Here is a 15,339-nt window from a genome sequence, read left to right as displayed (position 1 = left end):
CTCCCAAATTTTAAATATGCTTTATTTTATCATATTTTATATTTTTATGATTGATTAATGTCTAAAGTAGAATCACCTTTGATAAAGTAATCTTTTTTAGCTGGTTCTATTTTATTTTGATAGTATGCTGCAATACCAATCATTGCGGCTTGATCTGTACAATATTTAATACTTGGAATAATAATTTCAATATCTTTTATTTGTTCTGCTAACTTTTCTCTTAATCCTTTATTAGCAGCAACCCCACCAGCAACAATAATTTGTTTAACGTTATATTTAGCTGCGCATCTTTTTGTTTTATCTACTAAAACATCTGTGACACTTTCTTGAAATGAGGCACACATATTAGCAACATCAATTTTTTCATTTCTTTGTTCTGCATTATGAACTAAATTAATGACTGCGCTTTTAAGTCCTGAGAAACTAAAATTAAATTCTTCTTTGTTTAAATAAGGTCTTGGTAGCTTATAAGTATCTTTTCCTGTATGAGCAAGTTTATCAACAACTGGTCCACCAGGGTATGGAAGCCCCAAACTACGAGCAACCTTATCATAAGCTTCTCCTACCGCATCATCTAAGGTAGAGCCTAATTGTTCTATTTGATAATGATCTTTAATATATAAAAGTTCAGTATGTCCTCCTGAAACAAGTAAGGCTACTGCTGGAAATTTCATTTCATTTTCAATTTGTGAAGCATAGATATGCCCAAATAAATGGTTTACTCCCATAATAGGTTTATCATGACTATATGCAAAGGCTACAGCGGCATTAATTCCTACAAGTAAAGCTCCTATTAATCCTGGACCTTGTGTAACCGCAACAAAGTCAATTTCTTCTATGGTAATATTAGCTTTCAAGATAGCTTCTGAAAACACTTGTGTCATATGTTCAACGTGTTGTCTTGAGGCTACTTCGGGCACTACTCCACCAAATACTTTGTGTATATCTATTTGTGATAAAACTATATTGGATAAAACTTCTTTTCCATCTTTTGTGATGGCAACGCTTGTTTCATCACAACTGGATTCTACTGATAATATTATCATAAACTTTCATTCTCCCATAAGAAAACATAGGCGTCTTCATCTTTATAGTAGTTTTTTCTACTTAAGATATGCTTGAAGTTATATTTATGATATAAGCGTTGTGCGCCTATATTACTTGGTCTAACTTCTAAGATAAGGGTCTTTATTTTTCTTTTTTTTAATTCATTGATTAAGTGTTCTAATAATTTAGAACCATACTTTTGATTTTGATATTTTTTATCTACTACAATATTTAATAGTTCTGAGGTATCTTCAAAAATTCTTGAACTTAAATAGCCGATAACTTCATCTTTATCTTTTATGACTAAATGATATGCATAGGGGTTTTCTTCTAACTCTTGTTTGAGAAAATCATAACCTAAACTACTTTTAAGTTGATTGTTTTCTAAAATAACTATTTTATCTAAATCATTTATTGTTAGTGGTTGTATCATGATTTCTTTCTGCCTCCGTTACTCTTAGATACTTTGGAGTAAATGCATGGACATCTAATACTTTCTGATAAAACTTTTGTGCGTTTTCTAAATTAACTTTAATTGTATCACTATTAATAACAATATGATTTTGATATTTGCTTAAATCATCTATAGCATACAATGCTTCTTTTAAAATGACTTTTTCATCATCATAACTAGCACTAAAATAATTGTTATTTCTAGCATCAATCATCGGTGTTTTAATACCTTCATATCCACTTGTTAAAAGGTTTAAGCTGCTTATTTCATATAAATCTATTTGATTCGTGTAGGAAAGCATTTTAGCAGTCATTACAGCAACCCTAATTCCTGTATATGAGCCAGGACCACTTCCAACAATGATTTGGTCTATCTGTTTAATTGTTAAATTGTTTTCTTTTAAAACTTTATCAATTAAAGGAATCATATATGCAGCATGATCTTTTTTACCTACTCTTATTTCTTTGGTAATTATTTTAGAATCGACTGCGTATATGACTATTTGGGTGTCTGTTGCCACATCAAAGATTAATTGTTTTTTCATTTTAGCATCTCCAAATCTGTTGTGTCGCCAAATAAGTTGATTTCAAATTCTCTTGTATTATCATCAATATATTTAATAAATATTTCTATATAGTTTTTTGGAAGTAATTGTGGTGCTTGTTTAGGCCATTCAATCACAACCAAGTCACCTTCTTCAATGTATTCTAATAAATCGTAATCTTCAGTATTTTCAGTTAGTCTATATAAGTCTAGATGGTGCATGATTTTATCATGATTGAACTCATAACTTTTCATAATGGTAAAAGTTGGACTACTAATATTTCTAGTAATACCTAGTGCTTTTGCAAGGCCTTTAGTAAACGTAGTTTTTCCAGCCCCTAAATCGCCTTCTAATAAAACAACTGTTTTTCTATTTTTTAGAATTTCTCCTAGCCATTTTCCAAATTCAATGGTTTCGTTAAAATCATGAGTGATTTTAATCATTTTTTATTCCTTCTTTATTTTAATATGTTTTCATATCCTTTTTTACCTAGAAGAGCGAACATATTTTTTTTATATGCTTCAACCCCAGGTTGATTAAAAGGATTTATTTCTAGTAAGTAAGCAGACATTGCGCAAGCTATTTCAAAAAAGTAAACTAAGTATCCAAAATGATACGTATCTAGTTTATCTATTGTTAATAATATATTGGGTACATTTCCTGAAACATGGGCAATCATCGTGCCAAGAAGTGCTTTATTATTAACATATGAAAGTGATTTATTTGAAATATAGTTTAATTCATCTAAGTCATCTTTGTCTTTTGGGATGCTTAAATCTTTATCGTTATTTTTAACTTTTAAAACTGTTTCAAACAAAGTTCTTTGTCCTTCTTGAATATATTGTCCAAGAGAGTGTAAATCAGTTGTAAAGGATGCGGATGCTACAAATAATCCTTTATTTTCTTTTCCTTCTGATTCTCCGAATAATTGTTTCCACCATTCAGAAAAGAAATTTAATTTAGGTTCATAATTAATTAGCATTTCAATTTTCTTATTATTTTCTTGATTAAGTAAGTATCTTGTTAAAGCATATTGATAAGCTAGATTGTTTTTAATATCATCACTATTCGCATCATCAAACGCTTTTTGAGCGCCTTCTAACATAGACTTAACATCTAATCCTGCAAAAACAAATGGTAATAATCCAACAGCTGTTAAAACGCTATATCTTCCACCTACTGAATCTGGAATAATAAATTTTTCATATCCTTCATTAGTTGCCTGAGTAAATAAAGCTCCACGTTTCTTATCTGTTGTCACAAAAATTCTATTTTTAGCTTCAGCTTTACCATATTTTTCTTCAATTTCTTTTTTAAGAATTCTAAATGCTACTGCTGGTTCTGTGGTTGTTCCTGATTTTGAAATAACATTGATTGCATAATTCTTATCTTTTAAATATTCAACTAAATGATATAAATATTCTCCTGATAATTGATGACCTGCAAAAATAATTTCTGTTTTTTCTTTAGTAAAAGGTTTTTTTACAAATTCTAATCCTGCTTTAGAACCAAGATATGATCCACCAATACCAATAACCACTAAGACTTCTAAGTCTTTATTCTTTTCTTTTAGTGATTCAATTCTTTTAAGTTCTTCTTTATCATAGTGATATGGAAGATCTATCCAACCAAGATAATCATTACCTAATCCTGTTTTATTATGAATCATTTGATGTATTTCTTTTATCTTTTTATCATATTTTTTATAATCTATTTTTAAGAACTTTTCTACATTAGTTAAATCTAACTCTAATCCCATTATTTTTTCTCCTTTTTATCTTCAATCCATTCAGGTAATTTATTTTCTAATGACTTGAATCCAATCTTAATATCTACTTGGTTTAACACCTTGGGGTTAATAATATGTGCTTTTTTATAACTAAGAGTCAACTTCTTATTTATTTCATCACTTTCTAAAATACATGCTTGGATGCTTTCACCTATTTCAAACAAACTATTAATATTAGCCACATATTTATCAGAAATTTCAGAAATATGAATAAGACCTTGGTATTCCCCACAGCTTACAAAAACACCATAGTTTTGAATTCCTGTGACAGTGCAACAAACTTTGGTTTTTTCTTTCATATTTCACACCTTCTTTTTCAATTAATTATATCATAAATTAGGTGCTTTTTCTGTTTCGTACTGCTAATTTACGAAACATTGTAAAGGAAATCACTTATTTAATCCCTATCTTAAATGCTATTGTGCGATTAACTATTTGATGTTTTCTTTTTACAATAAAAAAAACTCTACTTTTTTAGTTTATATTTCTTTTAGTAGAGTTTCTATTTAAGAAATTTTTTTAAGTATACTATTAAAATCTATACATACCTAATAAATCACAAAAATAATAATATTGTTAATAATGTAATAATCAAACTTAATAATGTACCAATTAGATACTTTTGTGCAAAATTTTTATCCTCTAACTGTTTAAATCTAGCTATTGATTTAGCTGTTAAAACTAATGCTATCGATGACCATAAATTCAAAATAGCAAGCAAGGCAATAGTAACTCGTTCTAGAACACCAATAATTCCACCATAGTTTACATTTGATTCACTTTTTTCTTTTTCACTTGTACTTTCTGTTTCATCAGAAGACTGTTTTGGAAGACATTTTTCCACAATTAATGCCGCTGGTTTTATAATAATTAGTAGTATAAGGATAATACTTATAATCTTTTCTACTGATATTTGTATATCATTTTGGAGGAAAAAACTATTAACTGCATCCATTCCGGTAAATGTATCTTTTAACATCAACCAAAATGCAACTACAAATAAAATATGAACTATTTGATTAATGAAAAATATCCTTTTTTCTTTTTCAAGATTATTTATTTTAGAACCAATTAAATCAAAGATGTAATATACAAACGAAAGGCTAAGTATAGTAACTATTACCAAAACAATATTATTACTAATCCAAAATAAAGGAATAAATGCAATGGCATACATTAGAATACTCAATGTTAAAAGTAATTTTTTTTCTTTTTTCACTAAGCTTGTTCTATCTTTTTGAAAATAAAAATACCCTAAAATATGAAAAATTAACAATAGTTTTAAAAATAGCATACTTATTCCCTTCCATAAAGTTGATTTAAAATACTAATTTTTGCACTCTCTCTAGTTCTTAAGTAATCCATATTTGATAATCTAATTAAAGAGTTTATATTTTGTTCTTTAGAACCTATTAAATTAACCAACAGTAACCTCATTGGCGTATTAATGGTCATTAAATTACGTTTATCATTATAAAAAGAATATTGATCTTTGTATTCTTTTAAATAATTAATTGTTTCTTCTTTAGTTAATTCTTTCAGTCCCTTAGTTTGATTTCTATTTTCGTATTCATCATGAAAATATCCTTTAACTCTACTTTTTGATCTATAATAATTTACTATTCTAGTGACTAATGGGGAAATTATCTCAAAATATACATCATCTAGTTGATATCTATTATCGATAATAGGATCTACTAAGTTAATAATTGAATAAATTGCTTTTCTAGCGGATGTCATAAAAATTATTTTTTCATCATCAATTATTGGATTGATCATTTTATCATACTCTAAATTTGATTTAATATATAAATTAACTTTTAATTCTTTTGCCTGATCTATAGCAAACCTTGCTAAATGATAAGCTTCACCATCAAATACATTTGAATTTTTATATGAAAATTCACTTATTATGCTCTGATTTACATTTCCATATCCAATTCCTGCTCTTATCATGTAAGGAAAAACAGCATTTTTTACAACTAAATATGCTTTATATGCAGTTTCAATTGTATCAAATAGCCCTTGAATTGAATCTCCAGCAGAAAAACTCAAAGATTTAACTATCTTATCATTAAAAATTCTATCCACTATATTGATTGCCTCATTCAATTTTTTCTGAACATCTAGCCTATCTTCATCATTTAACCTTCTTGATTTAACAACATCAATAATCAAAACATAATAATTTTTCATAAAACCACTCCCGAAAATATTATATCATTGTCATTTGAATTAGCAACCATTTTTGATTGTCTTTGATAAAAACAATCATTTTTGGTTGTCTTAAATATAAACAACCATTTTTGGTTGTTTATACTAATATTTCAACAATTCTATATCATTTGTATCCTTTAATTTTATTTAGTTAAATACATTTAGTAGCATTAAAATATAATTTAACTTTTTTATTACTTATTTAAAAAAGTTTTTACCTCTATAACCGAAAAACTTTAATTTTTTTCAAGTTTTTAAGTCTATAATGGAAAAACTTTCATTACTTAGCGATTTAAGATCAACTTATACTTCATGATTAATATATATTCCAATACCTCTATATCCTAGATGGGTTGCTACTACAGGACTTATTGGTCCATAAATTTCAGTCACTAGATTTTCATTTTTGATCATATTAAGTTCATGTTCTAATTCTTTTGCAACACTAGCATCATCAACATAAACAATTTTAATAATAGTTTTGGTAAGACTAGTTAAATAGGTTTTAGCTTCATTTACAAAAAAGTCATAAACTGCTTGTTTGCCTCGAGCTTTTTTTTCTATACTCAAAACACTATTTTTAAATCTTAAGATAGGCTTTATCTTGAGCAAGTTACCAACCATTGCTTGAAGTCTTGTTAACCTTCCACCTTTAACTAATGTGGCAAGGTGATCAACAGAGAAAAATAAAGATCCTGTTTCTGCCTCTTTAGTCATCAGTTCTTCTACTATCTCTTTTATAGGAAGGTTTGAATTTTTTATTATCTCATTTAGTCTTTCTAAAAGATATGTGACACCAGGTCCTACTGTTTTAGTATCAACAATTATAATGTTTTCATTTTCTATGATAGTCTTGGCTAAATTAGCACTATTATAAGTACCACTTAAGCCACTTGATAAAACAAAACAAACGATAGATTCATAACCTAAATCAAACTGTTCTTGATATGCTTTTAAAAATAAGTCTGGTGAAGGTTGGCTAGTTGTCACTTTCTTGTTTTCATGCATATATTTTAATAGTTTCACATTATCTAATGTACCATCTGTATGTGGGACATCATCTACTAAAACAGTCAATGGAACAATTGAAGCATCTTTAAATATCTTATCTTTAAATTGTGCACCGCATGTTGAATCTACTACAATACCTACTTTTCTTTTTTCCATATAAAAAACCTCCTTTGAGTTTTATTACTCTACTTTGATTAAATCCCAATTATCATCTTCTGTGTTTTTTCCTAATAACCACTTAAATGCTAAATGTCTTTCTTTTATAATTCTAAAATCTAAGTATTCAGGATCTTCTTCACCATTATTTCTTGCTTCTTCGCATAAGAGATAATATCTATAATTAATATCTTGTTCATTTAGGATTTCTTTTATAGATCTTAATCCAGATGTCATAATGAAATCTTTTAAATTTTCTTGTGATCTAACAATGTCTATTGCATGCATACAGTCACAAATATCACTCGGGTACTCTAAGGTAGGAACTAATTCTAGTGCCCATAAAAGAGTCCAGTAAGCTTCGTATTTCCATGAAGTTGAGGCTGCTAGCTCATTAGTTGGGTTACCATAAAGTACTTCTTTTTCATCTTTTGTTAAATCATTTTTTACTTGATATGTTTTTTCTGTAAGTCCTACAAATGTTTTTCTAGATTGTTCTAAATCACTTTCATTTAAAATATCACAAGCTACTTGAATTGCCATAAGAGAGGCAATCGCTCTTCTAGCGATTTCTTCTTTATCTCTTTTATTAACTTCACTTTCTAATTTCATTGGATAATTTAAATCCTTATCATAGGGAATATCTAATTCATCTAATACTTTATATGTGTTTAACTTTCTAACTCTTAGTTCATCATTCATCTTGTTTTTTCTCCTTGTATAAAGTAAAAGATAAACAAAAGTTTATCTCTTTTTACTATCCTAAGAATAACCATCCAAAAAGAGAAACAACCACTCCTAAAAGTATTCCAAAGAAAACTTCTTTTGGTTTATGACCTAAAGATTCTTTTAGTCTGTCTACTTCTTGTTTTTGATCATCAATCAGATTTAATTTTTCTTTTATTTTATTTAAATCTTGAGCATGCTTAGATGCTTGAAATCTAATTCCCATAGAATCGTGAACAACTATCATCGCTAAAACTAATGCAATTGCAAATTCTATTGTAACACCTCTATAAAAACCAATACTGACAAATAAGGCAGTCACAAGTGCAGAGTGAGATGAAGGCATTCCACCTGTTGAAAAAAGAATAGTTTCATCTAACTTCTTGGTTTGGCTGGCTGATATAAAAAATTTTAATACTTGTGCTATAACCATAGCAGATAATGAGATGATAATAATTTTAATAGCGTCTGTCATACTGTTACAACTGCTATAACTCCTGGAACATTTTCTAGAAGCATAGTTTCAATACCTTGTTTTAAGGTAATATCAATTGCCATACATCCATCACATGCCCCAAGCATTTGAACATATACGATACCATCTTCTATATTCATAATTTCAATATCTCCACCATCTCTTTGTAAGTATGGTCTAACTTTATCTATAAGAACTTTAACTTGTTCTTCCATTGCTTGTTGTTCTTCATTCATTTTTTTCACTTCCTTGCTCTATTATATCACTTAATTCTTCGTTTTGTTTTAAATTCTCTTTGGTTCTTTTTAAAATAAAATAAGCACAATTTCTATTACATGATTCGTTTAAATAGTCTGGTATTTTTTTATAACCATTCGTTCCTTTAGGGTCTTGGCTGAATCCTTTTATTCTTAATATACCTGCAGCAACATCTCCAACTAGATAAACATACCTATCGAATGCTACATCTACGTATTTTTCTTCAAACTGTTCTAGATTGAATGCTTCTTTATGATCTTTTATTAATTCAAAATTTCCTACTTTTGTTTCTACAATCATTTTATCATTCCTATCCTATAAAATAATAATTCATTTTTATATCGTGTGATTCTGGTATAAATTCTTTTATTGAAAACTCATATGTAATACCAACTCTAATACATTTAGTATGTTCTTTAAAAAACATATCAAAGTAGCCTTTACCAAAACCAACTCTATAACCTTCTTTGTTTAAAGCAATTGCTGGAACCAAAATATAATCTAGCTTATCTGTTATATTTTCTCCTGCTTTTATTTCTGGAACATTAAAGTTGCTTAGTTCAAAATCAGTTTTTTCATTATACTTATAGTATACTATTTTTTTATTTACCATCTTAGGAAATGCATATATTTTTTCAGGATACATTTCTATTAATGAGGTTAAATCTATTTCACCTGCAATAGGCATATACAATCCTACATAATTAGAAGATTTAAAATTACTATCATTAGTAATACTATCTATTACTTTTTTAGCAGATTTATTTTTAATGTCTTCATTTAAGGTTTTTCTGTATTCTAAAAGTTCTTTTCTTATATTATCTTTACTTAACATCTTTATAATAACATCCATTACTATTAAATTGTGGGTTAGTAGCAACCTTTAATGCTTCATAAGCATATTGAGCCATTTCATTTTCAGTATGAGCATCTGTTTGATAAATACTTACTCCAACAAAGACTTCTAACTCTTCTTTGACTGAACCATATTCCATAGTTAAGTTTAAGAATCTTTCACGTTCGTTAATTCCTCTATAAAGTGTGTCCATCTTTCTTGGATCAGTAATTGTTAATGCAAACTCAAGCCCTGATATTCTATAAAGCCCTGAACTTTCTGTAATAAATGTTTGGCTGAGTTTTTGTAAGTAACTACCAATCATCATGTTTCCTATTTCTCTGCTATATTTATCATTGATATTAGGGATATTTTGAAGTTTAAATATTGCTAATTGGAAAACTTTTCCTTTTTGAATGAGTTGATTCATATCAACTAAAAGGTCATGTTCATCTTTAATTTCATCTAATATATCTATATTTGTTTTTCTAAAATGAGTTGTTCTTATTGGATTAACAATTCCCATAACAGTTGATGTTTTTAAGTCTTCAAAAAGTCTTTTTCCTTTTTCTTGAATCCAAATATATCTTCCTTCAACTAAATATCTATAAGTCAGTTTATAACTATCTTTATTAGGTGTTAACTCACTTAAAACCATTAAATATTTTTTCAAGTCTTCTGGTTCAATTCTTTTTCTATAATCATCTAATGAGATGGTATTAGTTGTCAGTTTTAAAACTTCTTTTAAAGTATCATTTAACCACATAGACTTATCGTTTAAGTCAAGATAGAAAAGTCCTTCTTCACTTAATTCAAGGGTTGCGATAAACTTTTGTTGGATACTTTCTAATTCAGCTGTACTTTGGTTTAATTCTTTTTCTACTGTAAAAAGATCAAAGTCTGTTTTCTTTTCACCAACACAAATTCTTCCTTTATAAGTGTTCATTAAAAAGATGGGTTGCATTACCATTTTTAAAACGACTGCTTCTCCGTTATAATTAAGAAAATACAATTCTTGTAATTCTTCATCTTCTTTAGTTGCTCTTTTTTTATATTCTTTATAATATGTTTCTAATGTTCTATTATTAATTTCAGTATCATTTAGTTTAGTAAATCTAATTGATTTGTTAAATATTTGAAATAGTTTTTTACCAATAACATCTTCTTTTTCTAATCCTAATTCTTGAAGTAAGCTAGATGAGATATCTTTGATACGTTCTTTCTTATCCACTGCATAATAAGCATTCCATCTACTATTTTTAATAGACTTTACAAATAATTGATATTGATTGGTTCTTACTATATTATTTTTAAGAGTGATATATATAGCAAATAAAAATATAATATAAAGTAAAACCGTATAATAAAAATAAATTTGAGTTAGAATATCGTCTTTTTTAATTGCTTCAAATGAAATAAACACTAAGACAATTACCGCAATATTAAATAAACTTAATGCTAGTCCATTTTTTTGTATTTTTTCTTTTTGGATACTGTTGAGTATAACCATTATAACTAGAATAATAGAAATAGCTAAAACAAATACTGGATGTTGTGGATATAACATAAATTCACCTTGCCTTTATAAATTAGGAAATATAAATATGAAAAATAAAGCCACTATCGTTAGTAGGGTTGTTAATAAGTACATTGCCCATTCTTTTTTATTAAAAAATTCAGTAATTTTAGTAAATAAGTTACTTCTTCCAATAAACTGGAAGGGGTGAAAAATAAGTGATAAGATCATTTTCATTTTTCTTTCCTCCTACTTCATAAACATATTTAAATATTCTTGAAGTTTAACTCTATCATTAATTTTTAGCATGATACCTTCTATTGCAATAGATATACTACCTGTTTCTTCAGATACGATAATTGTCATACTATCAGAGTTTTCACTAATACCTAAACCTGCTCTATGTCTTGAACCTGTTGTTTTTTCAAAATTCTCATTAGCTGATAAGGTAAAATAGGCCCCTGCACAAATAATTTTATCTCCACGCACAATGACTGCACCATCATGAAGGGGTGTATTGGGTGTAAAAATATTAATTAGTAATTCTCTTGAAACATCGCTATTCATCATAATTGCTTTTTGTGAAAATTGATCTAACGTATTATGTTTTTCAATTGTAATTAACGCACCTGTTTGTGTTTTAGCAAGTGCTAGGGTTGCCTCTAAGATTTCTAATTTGGTTCTTTCATTACCCATAACAAGTGCACTTTTTCTGTTTTTCTTGTTAAATAATGCGCTCACTGCTGATCTTAGTTCTGCCAGGTTAATCATAATAATAGCTGACGGAAGAGTTATTAATAAAGAAATATAAATATCGTGGTTTCTAATAAGTCCTGTTTCATATGAGTAGTAAAGTGCTACATACGTTATAACTATAAAGAAAAACATTCCTAATACTTTTTTATTACTCAAAATGACTTTAAGTAAAAAGTAAATAACAATCCATAATAAATAAGCATATAAAATTGTCATCCAAGTTAAGTCTTTATACCACATATTTGTTTCCTCCGCATCTTACTAACTGCTTTTATTATATCATAATTTTATCATTCTACTTTATCTTACTAATTATTATAATGATTATTTTAATTATGTTATGATATGATTAATCTATGATGTCTTATAGGAGGCTTATTGTGGAAGATAGAGCGATATTAGTAGGTTTAGATTTATCTATTCCTTATATAAATGAAGAAAAGTCACTTCAAGAACTTGAGGGTTTAGCAAATGCAGTTGGGATTAAAGTAGTCGATAAAATTATTCAAAATTCTAGTAAAGTTTATCCCAAGTATTATGTTGGAAGTGGAAAAGTACTAGAAATTAAAAAAGCCGTTGAAATACTAAATGCTACTATGGTCATTTTTGATGATCCTTTAAGCCCTGCACAAATTAAAAATTTAGAAGCTGAACTTGATGTTCAAATCATCGACAGAAGTTTTTTAATTCTATCTATTTTTGCTGAGCGTGCTAAAACTAAAGAAGCTGTTTTAGAAGTTGATTTAGCCCAAAAGCTTTATTTATTACCTCGATTAAGCGGTATGGGTAGTTCTCTTTCTAGACAAGGTGGTGGAAGTTATAACGCTAAAGGTCCTGGGGAAACTAAATTAGAGTTAGATAGAAGAAAACTCTTAGGAGATATTTCTAGAATTAAAACTGAACTTTCTAAGATTCAATTAGAAAAAGAAACTTCTAGAAAAAAACGTTTAAAAAACAGAATACCTATTGTAGCCTTAGTAGGATACACAAATGCAGGTAAGTCTTCTTTAATGAATAGTTTATCTAAAGCTTTAAATAATGATTCTGATGAAGTATTAGAAAAAGATATGTTATTCGCAACCCTTGATACAAAAACTAAGAAACTACAAAAAGACAACTATCCTCCTTTTTTATTAGTTGATACAGTTGGGTTTGTCTCTAAATTGCCTCATGAATTAGTCAATTCATTTGAATCTACCTTAAGTGATATATTAAATGCTGATTTATTAATCCATGTGGTGGATGGATTAAATCCTGATTCCTATCATATTCAAACAACAAAAGATGTTATTACTAGATTAGGTGCTTCTAATATTCCTAGAATGCTTGTTTTAACTAAAGGGGAATATAGAATTGCTCCACCTTTTCTATCTGAAGATTACTTGTTGATTTCAAATAAAACGGGATTCAATATTGATTTATTAATCAACAATATTTATGGAGAAATCTATAATGATTTTAGATCCTATACATTTAAGATTCCTTTTAATAAAGGAGAAATCATTAATCATTTCAAAACAAATTATCAAGTCTTAAGTCTTGATTATCTTGAAGATGGTATTTTGGTTAAAGCCTTATTGCCAGAAAATGAAAAAAATAAATTAATAGAATATTTGTTATAAATTTTAATTGTATTATATAATATACATATATTTAAAATTTAAAGGGGGCACTTATGTCAAAAGAGTTAAAGTACGGAAATGTTGTGCAAATACTTACAATTATTGATACTTCTATAACAGGGCTTATCACCTTAATAGGCTTTATTAACGTTTTATCTCATATTGGTAGTTCAAATAGTAATATTGAAGAATTGCTCAGTATCATCATACCGCTAGGTATTGTCTCTGCATTTAAGATTGTTGCGATAACGAAAGTTAGGACAAGTGTTGGATGGAATATTTTTATTTTAGTTATTTCTTCTATTCAAGTTATTGTTATGTTATTCACTTTACACGCAGTAGCATACCTTATTCTTTATATGGGTCTAAGTATTGCACTAATTGTATTAACAGCTCTTGTTTTAACAAACGCTAATAAGACTTCTACTACTTCAGGTAATTTGAGTCTTGAATCAAGACTTAATAATCTTAAATCATTATATGATCAAGGGTTAATTTCACTTGATGAATATACTCAGAGAAGACAAGATTTAATTAATTCTATTTAAATAATAAAAGGCACTATAAATCTAGTACAATCTTTTAGATAAGTACTTATATAGTGCCTTTTTTTAATGTTATTAATAAAGATATTTACTTGGTACTCCTAACCAGTATTCTTGTTATGTTGTAGGCCATTATCTCACTTCACATACAGCATTAGAAAAATGATTAATAGATAACACCAGTATAATGTCAATAATAATATGACTTAAACCTTATTTTTTTAATTATTTTTATTAATCAAGTTAATAATAATTTTAACAATTACATCTCTTTCATTAGGATTAGATAATGCAATCATCAAAACGATTGCTACCAAGGCGTTATCTTCTAGTACCCTTGATCCATCTTCTTTGTAAAGAATATTATAGATGTCTAAAAACCATAAAAAGATAGAGGCTGCAATTCTTTTATTACCATCATAAAATGCATGATCTTTAACAATAAAATACAAAAGATTAGCTGCTTTTTCTTCAATAGATGGATAAACATCTACACCAAATGCAGTTTGATAAATAGCATTAAGTGCCCCATGAAATGATTGATCCTTTTCTTTACCAAACAGTTTACTTTTTCCATAATCAGGCATTTTTTTAATTTCTTTCATAGCATCTTCATAATCAAGTTTGATTTGTTTATTATCTTGAGTAGTGTTTGCAATAGTAAGTATTTGATGATCATATTTATCAAGTGTATCAAGTGCATAAGTATACTTGGAAATAACTTTTAATAATCCAGTTGATTCATCTGCTGTCAATTTTTTTCTATCTACTAAATCAGTTATTAACTTTACTGTACTAGTAAAGGTTTTGTAGTTAATCTCACTTGTAATTAACCTTTTTTGATCAATAACAAATCCTTGATACATATATTCCTTCAGTACTTTATTTGCCCATTTTCTAAAGATGATACCTCGCTTTGATTTTATCCGATAGCCAACAGAGATTATAACATCTAAATTATACAACCTAGTCCTATAATTTTTTCCATCAGAAGCAGTTACCGAGGATTCCTCGGTAGCTGAATCTTGTTCAAGCTCCTGTTCATTAAAGATGTTTTTTATATGTAAACTAATATTATCTACCGAAACACCAAATAATTCGGCCATTTGTCTTTGTGTTAACCAAACTGTATCCTCTTCAGGATTAACTCTTACTTCAAGTTTAAGTTCTTCATCTTTAAATATGATAATATCTATTTTTTTATTCATGATTTCAGCACCTTTCAATTCATGCCATATTCTACTTGTTATCTTTATACCTAAATGATTTCAAATTGTTTTATCAGTTCTATCTTTATGATAGTCAATAAGATTTTTTTTTACTTTTATTTTTTTCCTTCATTCTTTTAACATATCTCATAACTTAGTTTATAGAGAGGTATATAGTGC

20 protein-coding genes are annotated in these 15,339 nt (G+C 27.7%); 2 read left to right on the top strand and 18 right to left on the bottom strand.

Translation table 11 applies throughout. The annotated features are described in order from the left end of the window. Nucleotides 1–44 precede the first annotated feature (44 nt). From tsaD to BN854_RS00545, 17 genes are all read right to left on the bottom strand, one after another. Nucleotides 45–1,046, bottom strand: a complete 1,002-nt coding sequence (gene tsaD, locus BN854_RS00620) for a tRNA (adenosine(37)-N6)-threonylcarbamoyltransferase complex transferase subunit TsaD (protein ID WP_026654526.1) — start codon at nucleotides 1,044–1,046, stop codon at nucleotides 45–47. Beyond that, nucleotides 1,043–1,480 (bottom strand): ribosomal protein S18-alanine N-acetyltransferase, encoded by a 438-nt coding sequence (rimI, locus tag BN854_RS00615; protein ID WP_026654522.1) that lies wholly within the window; start codon nucleotides 1,478–1,480, stop codon nucleotides 1,043–1,045. Before rimI ends, tsaD begins: the two co-directional genes overlap by 4 nt. Then, on the bottom strand, nucleotides 1,455–2,045 hold the full coding sequence (tsaB, locus tag BN854_RS00610; protein ID WP_026654521.1) for a tRNA (adenosine(37)-N6)-threonylcarbamoyltransferase complex dimerization subunit type 1 TsaB: 591 nt from the start codon (nucleotides 2,043–2,045) through the stop codon (nucleotides 1,455–1,457). Before tsaB ends, rimI begins: the two co-directional genes overlap by 26 nt. Next, nucleotides 2,042–2,488, bottom strand: a complete 447-nt coding sequence (tsaE, locus tag BN854_RS00605; RefSeq protein WP_026654515.1) for a tRNA (adenosine(37)-N6)-threonylcarbamoyltransferase complex ATPase subunit type 1 TsaE — start codon at nucleotides 2,486–2,488, stop codon at nucleotides 2,042–2,044. Before tsaE ends, tsaB begins: the two co-directional genes overlap by 4 nt. A 14-nt stretch (nucleotides 2,489–2,502) precedes the next feature. Continuing rightward, the gene (locus BN854_RS00600) at nucleotides 2,503–3,807 is read right to left on the bottom strand and encodes a glucose-6-phosphate isomerase (protein WP_407921725.1); all 1,305 of its coding nucleotides are present in this window, start codon (nucleotides 3,805–3,807) and stop codon (nucleotides 2,503–2,505) included. Continuing rightward, nucleotides 3,804–4,133, bottom strand: a complete 330-nt coding sequence (locus BN854_RS00595) for a S1 RNA-binding domain-containing protein (RefSeq protein WP_026654509.1) — start codon at nucleotides 4,131–4,133, stop codon at nucleotides 3,804–3,806. Before BN854_RS00595 ends, BN854_RS00600 begins: the two co-directional genes overlap by 4 nt. A gap of 257 nt (nucleotides 4,134–4,390) precedes the next feature. Beyond that, nucleotides 4,391–5,128 (bottom strand): DUF3307 domain-containing protein, encoded by a 738-nt coding sequence (locus BN854_RS00590; RefSeq protein WP_026654507.1) that lies wholly within the window; start codon nucleotides 5,126–5,128, stop codon nucleotides 4,391–4,393. Nucleotides 5,129–5,130: 2 nt separating this feature from the next. Continuing rightward, complete coding sequence (locus BN854_RS00585) at nucleotides 5,131–6,030, bottom strand: SatD family protein (RefSeq protein WP_026654505.1); 900 nt, start codon at nucleotides 6,028–6,030, stop codon at nucleotides 5,131–5,133. Between the two features lie 324 nt (nucleotides 6,031–6,354). Then, on the bottom strand, nucleotides 6,355–7,218 hold the full coding sequence (locus BN854_RS00580; RefSeq protein ID WP_026654503.1) for a DegV family protein: 864 nt from the start codon (nucleotides 7,216–7,218) through the stop codon (nucleotides 6,355–6,357). Nucleotides 7,219–7,242: 24 nt separating this feature from the next. Next, nucleotides 7,243–7,920 (bottom strand): DUF4272 domain-containing protein, encoded by a 678-nt coding sequence (locus BN854_RS00575; protein WP_026654502.1) that lies wholly within the window; start codon nucleotides 7,918–7,920, stop codon nucleotides 7,243–7,245. 55 nt (nucleotides 7,921–7,975) lie between these two features. Continuing rightward, nucleotides 7,976–8,419, bottom strand: coding sequence for a divergent PAP2 family protein (locus BN854_RS00570; RefSeq protein ID WP_026654498.1), 444 nt, complete (start codon nucleotides 8,417–8,419; stop codon nucleotides 7,976–7,978). Next, nucleotides 8,416–8,655, bottom strand: coding sequence for a NifU family protein (locus BN854_RS00565; protein WP_026654496.1), 240 nt, complete (start codon nucleotides 8,653–8,655; stop codon nucleotides 8,416–8,418). The genes BN854_RS00570 and BN854_RS00565 overlap by 4 nt, the downstream gene beginning before the upstream one ends. Beyond that, on the bottom strand, nucleotides 8,648–8,977 hold the full coding sequence (locus tag BN854_RS00560) for a YutD-like domain-containing protein (RefSeq protein WP_026654490.1): 330 nt from the start codon (nucleotides 8,975–8,977) through the stop codon (nucleotides 8,648–8,650). The genes BN854_RS00565 and BN854_RS00560 overlap by 8 nt, the downstream gene beginning before the upstream one ends. 10 nt (nucleotides 8,978–8,987) lie before the next feature. Next, nucleotides 8,988–9,512 (bottom strand): 5-formyltetrahydrofolate cyclo-ligase, encoded by a 525-nt coding sequence (locus tag BN854_RS00555; protein WP_026654481.1) that lies wholly within the window; start codon nucleotides 9,510–9,512, stop codon nucleotides 8,988–8,990. Then, nucleotides 9,502–11,079 carry a PAS domain-containing protein gene (locus BN854_RS00550; protein WP_026654471.1) on the bottom strand — a complete coding sequence of 526 codons (1,578 nt, stop codon included), beginning with the start codon at nucleotides 11,077–11,079 and terminating at the stop codon, nucleotides 9,502–9,504. The genes BN854_RS00555 and BN854_RS00550 overlap by 11 nt, the downstream gene beginning before the upstream one ends. Nucleotides 11,080–11,094: 15 nt before the next feature. After that, nucleotides 11,095–11,265: a hypothetical protein gene (locus BN854_RS07825; RefSeq protein ID WP_026654464.1), complete on the bottom strand. Its 171-nt coding sequence runs from the start codon at nucleotides 11,263–11,265 to the stop codon at nucleotides 11,095–11,097. A 12-nt stretch (nucleotides 11,266–11,277) separates the two neighbouring features. Next, nucleotides 11,278–12,024, bottom strand: a complete 747-nt coding sequence (locus BN854_RS00545) for a diadenylate cyclase (protein ID WP_026654455.1) — start codon at nucleotides 12,022–12,024, stop codon at nucleotides 11,278–11,280. A 140-nt stretch (nucleotides 12,025–12,164) separates the two neighbouring features. Here BN854_RS00545 and hflX point away from each other — a divergent pair, with 140 nt between their 5' ends. After that, entirely contained in the window at nucleotides 12,165–13,406 is a 1,242-nt protein-coding gene (gene hflX / locus BN854_RS00540) for a GTPase HflX (RefSeq protein WP_052692989.1), read from the top strand. A gap of 53 nt (nucleotides 13,407–13,459) precedes the next feature. Continuing rightward, nucleotides 13,460–13,954 carry an SHOCT domain-containing protein gene (locus BN854_RS00535; RefSeq protein ID WP_026654439.1) on the top strand — a complete coding sequence of 165 codons (495 nt, stop codon included), beginning with the start codon at nucleotides 13,460–13,462 and terminating at the stop codon, nucleotides 13,952–13,954. Nucleotides 13,955–14,172: 218 nt separating this feature from the next. Here the strand turns inward: BN854_RS00535 and BN854_RS00530 are convergent, their stop codons facing one another. Beyond that, nucleotides 14,173–15,159: a virulence RhuM family protein/type II toxin-antitoxin system death-on-curing family toxin gene (locus BN854_RS00530; protein WP_026654431.1), complete on the bottom strand. Its 987-nt coding sequence runs from the start codon at nucleotides 15,157–15,159 to the stop codon at nucleotides 14,173–14,175. Nucleotides 15,160–15,339: the final 180 nt, after the last annotated feature.

Origin of the sequence: Alteracholeplasma palmae J233 (genome assembly GCF_000968055.1) — a bacterium.
Classification (GTDB): Bacteria; Bacillota_I; Bacilli_A; order Acholeplasmatales; family Acholeplasmataceae; genus Alteracholeplasma; species Alteracholeplasma palmae.
The sequence above is the reverse complement of the archived record's forward strand: the minus strand, read 5'-3'. Positions and strand labels throughout refer to the sequence as shown.